The following is a 3297-nucleotide window of genomic DNA, read 5'->3' as shown; positions in this document are numbered from 1 at the left end:
GTGCCGCCCAGCGCTGCAGCGCCGCCTGCGAGCTGCCGGCACCCCCCGCCACCGCCTGCACCACGTCGCCGTCGCCGACGGCGCGCTGCCACACCCGCACGCCCTGCTGCCCGAGGTGGGTCGCGAGCAGGCTGAAGTCGGCCGGCAGCAGGCGATCGCGGCGGAACGCGGACAGCACGCTGTCGAAGCCGCCGAGCCGCACGCCGCGGTCGTCCGCGAAACCGCGCGCGGCCGACAGCACCAGGTAGCCGGCCGGGCACAGCGCCGCCACCCGCGCCAGCGCCTGCATCGCGCCGACCGGCAGGCACACCGGCGCGCTGTTCAGGCCGGCCACGTGCCGCTCCACCAGCGTGCGCTGCAGCGGCGTCAGCGCCGCCTCGTCGACCGCGCGCCAGCGGTTGGCATCGTCGCCGTCGCGCGCATCGACCAGCTCGTGCGGCGAGGCCTCCAGCAGGCGGCCGTAGTGCGTCCCGAGCAGGCGCTGCGGCAGGTGGCGGAAGCGGTCGTGCGCCAGCACCACCACCGGGTTCGCGCCGCACCAGCGCAGCGCGCCGCCGCTCGCCAGCAGCTGCGGCGGTTCTTCGCCGTCCAGCGGCCACAGCACCGGCACCAGCAGGTTGCGATCGAGCAGGCCATGCAGCTCCGGCTCGTGGCGCCACGCGGCGACGTGCGCCTCGTCCGCGACGCAGGCCAGGTAGCGCAGCCGCTGCTCGATGCCGGGTCGCCCGCGCGTTCGTTGCAGCAAGGCCTGCAGCATCAGCCGCGCGGGTCCGCCGTCGCCCGGCATCCAGTCGACGACGTCCAGCGGGGCCTGCGCGTCCAGCAGGCCGGCCTGCTGCAGGTCGTCCCAGTACGCGCAGATCGTCTCGGCCCAGGCGCTCGCGACCAGCGTGTCGAAGTGCGAAGGCGTGTGGCCGGGTGGCGCACGGCGGGGCGGGGCAGCGGCGGCGGCGATGGGCGGGATGGCACAGGCCGGGGTGACCGGGGTGACCGAGGTGATGGCGATGTCTGCGAGCATGGAACGGCCTCAGCGAACGACGGGAAGCGTGGTGGGTGGCATCGCCGGCGACATCGAGGGCGGCATCGCCGTGGCGGCCGACTGCACGATGCGCGGCGTGATCAGGAACAGCCGCTCGCGTTTCTCGGTGTCGCCGCTCTTCTGGCGCAGCAGCAGCACCAGCGCGTCGAAGACCTTGGGCTCGATGYGCACGGCCAGGCCCGCGCGCGTCAACTGGCGGGTGGCCGCGTCGACCTCGATGTCTTCGAACCGGAATTGCTGGGTGTCCAAGAGCGCTGCACTCGCTGGCGGTGATCCGCCGTTGTAGCGAGCGATCGTCGAGAAACTGTGCAGTCCGCCGCCGGCAACGGCCGGCAGCGGGAGGTTCTCACGGGGCCGGTCAGCCCAGGCGTTCGATCAGGGCCATCGCGCCGGCGGGTGCCCGCTCCTTGGCGCCGTTGATGAAGAAGATGAACACGTCGCGCGGCGCGGCATCGCGCGGGGCTTCCACCCGCGGCAGGCCGTCGGGTTCGCCGCCGGCGGCCCAGCGCCGTGCGCAGCCGGCGATCGCCTCCAGCGCCTGCGGCTCGTAGCCGGTCGGCACGGCCGCCTGCGCCGACATCAGCCGGGCGTAGACGAACTCGCCGGTCACGTCGGCGAACGACGGATAGTCATCGGAATGGGTGAACACCGTCGCGACGCGGTGGCGGCGCGCGAGTTCCAGGTACGGCGCGGACCGGAAGCTGTCGTGCCGCACGTCCATCACATGGCGCAGCGGCCGGCCATCGACCTCGGCGGGCAGCAACTCGAGAAAGGCCTCGAAGTCGGCCGCATCGAAGCGTTTGGTCGGTGCGAACTGCCAGACGATCGGCCCGAGCTTGGACCGCAGCTCGGACAGCCCGCTGCCGATGAAGCGACCGATCGACTCGCCCGCCTCGGCCAGCACGCGCCGGTTGGTGCAGAAGCGCGAGGCCTTCAGCGCGAACATGAAGCCGTCCGGCGTCTCGTCGTGCCACTTGGCGAACGTGGCCGGCTTCATCGTGCTGTAGTAGGTGCCGTTCACCTCGATCGCGGTGAGCCGGCGGCTCGCGTACTCCAACTCACGCGCATGGGGCCAGCCGGCGGGGAAGAAGTTGTCGCGCCAGGGCTCGTAGGTCCAGCCGCCGATGCCGACGCGGATCAGGCGGCCTGCTGTCGATTCAGGCGCTATCGATTGAGAGATGCCCACGCGCTTGCTCCCGGAAGTGAAGCGCGATCATCCCCGCAACCGCGCCCTGACAGCAAGTGACAACCGGGGCCCCTACACGCGATGCAACTGGCCGCCTTCCCACTTCACGCGGTCGCCGACGCGCAGGTCGTCGACGCGCTGGAAGTCGTAGCGCTCGACGCTGCCGTTGTCGAAGCGCACGCTGACGCGGTAGATCTCGTCGTCGCGGCGGTTGCGCCGCTCGATCTGGTTGCCCACCACGCCACCGGCCACCGCACCGACGCCGGTCGCCGCGACGCGGCCCGTGCCTGAGCCGATCTGGTTGCCGACCACGGCACCCAGCACGGCCCCGAGCACCGCGCCGCCACCCGAGGTGTGGCTGGACACCGGCACCACCTCGATGTCGCGCACGCGGCCGTACTGGGCATGGGCCGACGCCGGCGCAGCCACCGGTGCATCGGCGACCGGCCGGCGCTCGTCGCGCGGCGCGGAACCGCAGGCGCACAAGGCCGCGGCGACGGTGATGGAAGCGAGGGAGGCGATGGATCGAGCGATCATGGTCTGCTCCTGTTGTTGACCGACGCTCCCATCGTCCGCGCCTGCCGGTCGCGCGCGAATCGGCGGCGACCGCGCGACCGGGTCGGTGCCCGGCGCACGCCGCTGTAGTCGTTGCCCGACAGGGGCACCCGCGCGTCAGCGGCCGCGGAACGCGCGGCGGTACTGGGTCGGCGTCACCGCCAGCCGGGCCGCGAACAGCTGGCGCAGCGACAGTGCCGAACCGAAGCCGGCCTCGGCGGCCACCGCCTCGATCGATTGGGTGCCGGTCTCGAGCAGGCGCTGCGCGCGCGCCAGGCGCTGGTTCTGCAGCCACTGCAGCACCGTGGTGCCGGTGGCCGCGCGGAAATGCCGCGTGAAGCTGCGCCGGCTCATCGCCGCGCGCGCCGCCAGCCCGTCGAGGCCATGCGGCTGGTCGAGCCGCGCGAGCGCCCAGGCCATCACGGCCGCGAGCCGCTGGTCGGCCCCGCTGCGCGGCAGCGGCTGCTCGATGTACTGCGCCTGGCCGCCCTGCCGGTGCGGCGCGACCACCATGCGC

The 3297-nt window shown here is 73.2% G+C and carries 5 protein-coding genes; all 5 read right to left on the bottom strand.

Annotated elements, in window-relative coordinates:
• Nucleotides 1-1018: hypothetical protein (locus AC1D01_RS26505; protein WP_477871685.1), on the bottom strand; the 1018-nt coding region annotated here is incomplete at its 3' end.
• Nucleotides 1019-1027: 9 nt separating this feature from the next.
• Nucleotides 1028-1288, bottom strand: a complete 261-nt coding sequence (locus AC1D01_RS26500; RefSeq protein WP_477871683.1) for a hypothetical protein — start codon at nt 1286-1288, stop codon at nt 1028-1030.
• Between the two features lie 109 nt (nt 1289-1397).
• A complete protein-coding gene (locus AC1D01_RS26495; protein ID WP_477871681.1) occupies nt 1398-2225 on the bottom strand; it encodes a DUF72 domain-containing protein in 828 nt (275 codons plus the stop codon).
• A 72-nt stretch (nt 2226-2297) separates the two neighbouring features.
• Complete coding sequence (locus AC1D01_RS26490; protein ID WP_477871679.1) at nt 2298-2762, bottom strand: glycine zipper 2TM domain-containing protein; 465 nt, start codon at nt 2760-2762, stop codon at nt 2298-2300.
• A 135-nt stretch (nt 2763-2897) separates the two neighbouring features.
• The coding region (locus AC1D01_RS26485) for a GlxA family transcriptional regulator (protein ID WP_477871677.1) at nt 2898-3297 on the bottom strand (400 nt) is incomplete at its 5' end.

This window comes from Rhizobacter sp. P3_B12 (genome assembly GCF_056402895.1).
The sequence above is the reverse complement of the archived record's forward strand: the minus strand, read 5'-3'. Positions and strand labels throughout refer to the sequence as shown.

Bases quoted from the DNA above. Each gene is read 5' to 3' on its own strand.
- AC1D01_RS26490 (WP_477871679.1), bottom strand. From the start codon at position 2,762: ATGATCGCTCGATCCATCGCCTCCCTCGCTTCCATCACCGTCGCCGCG.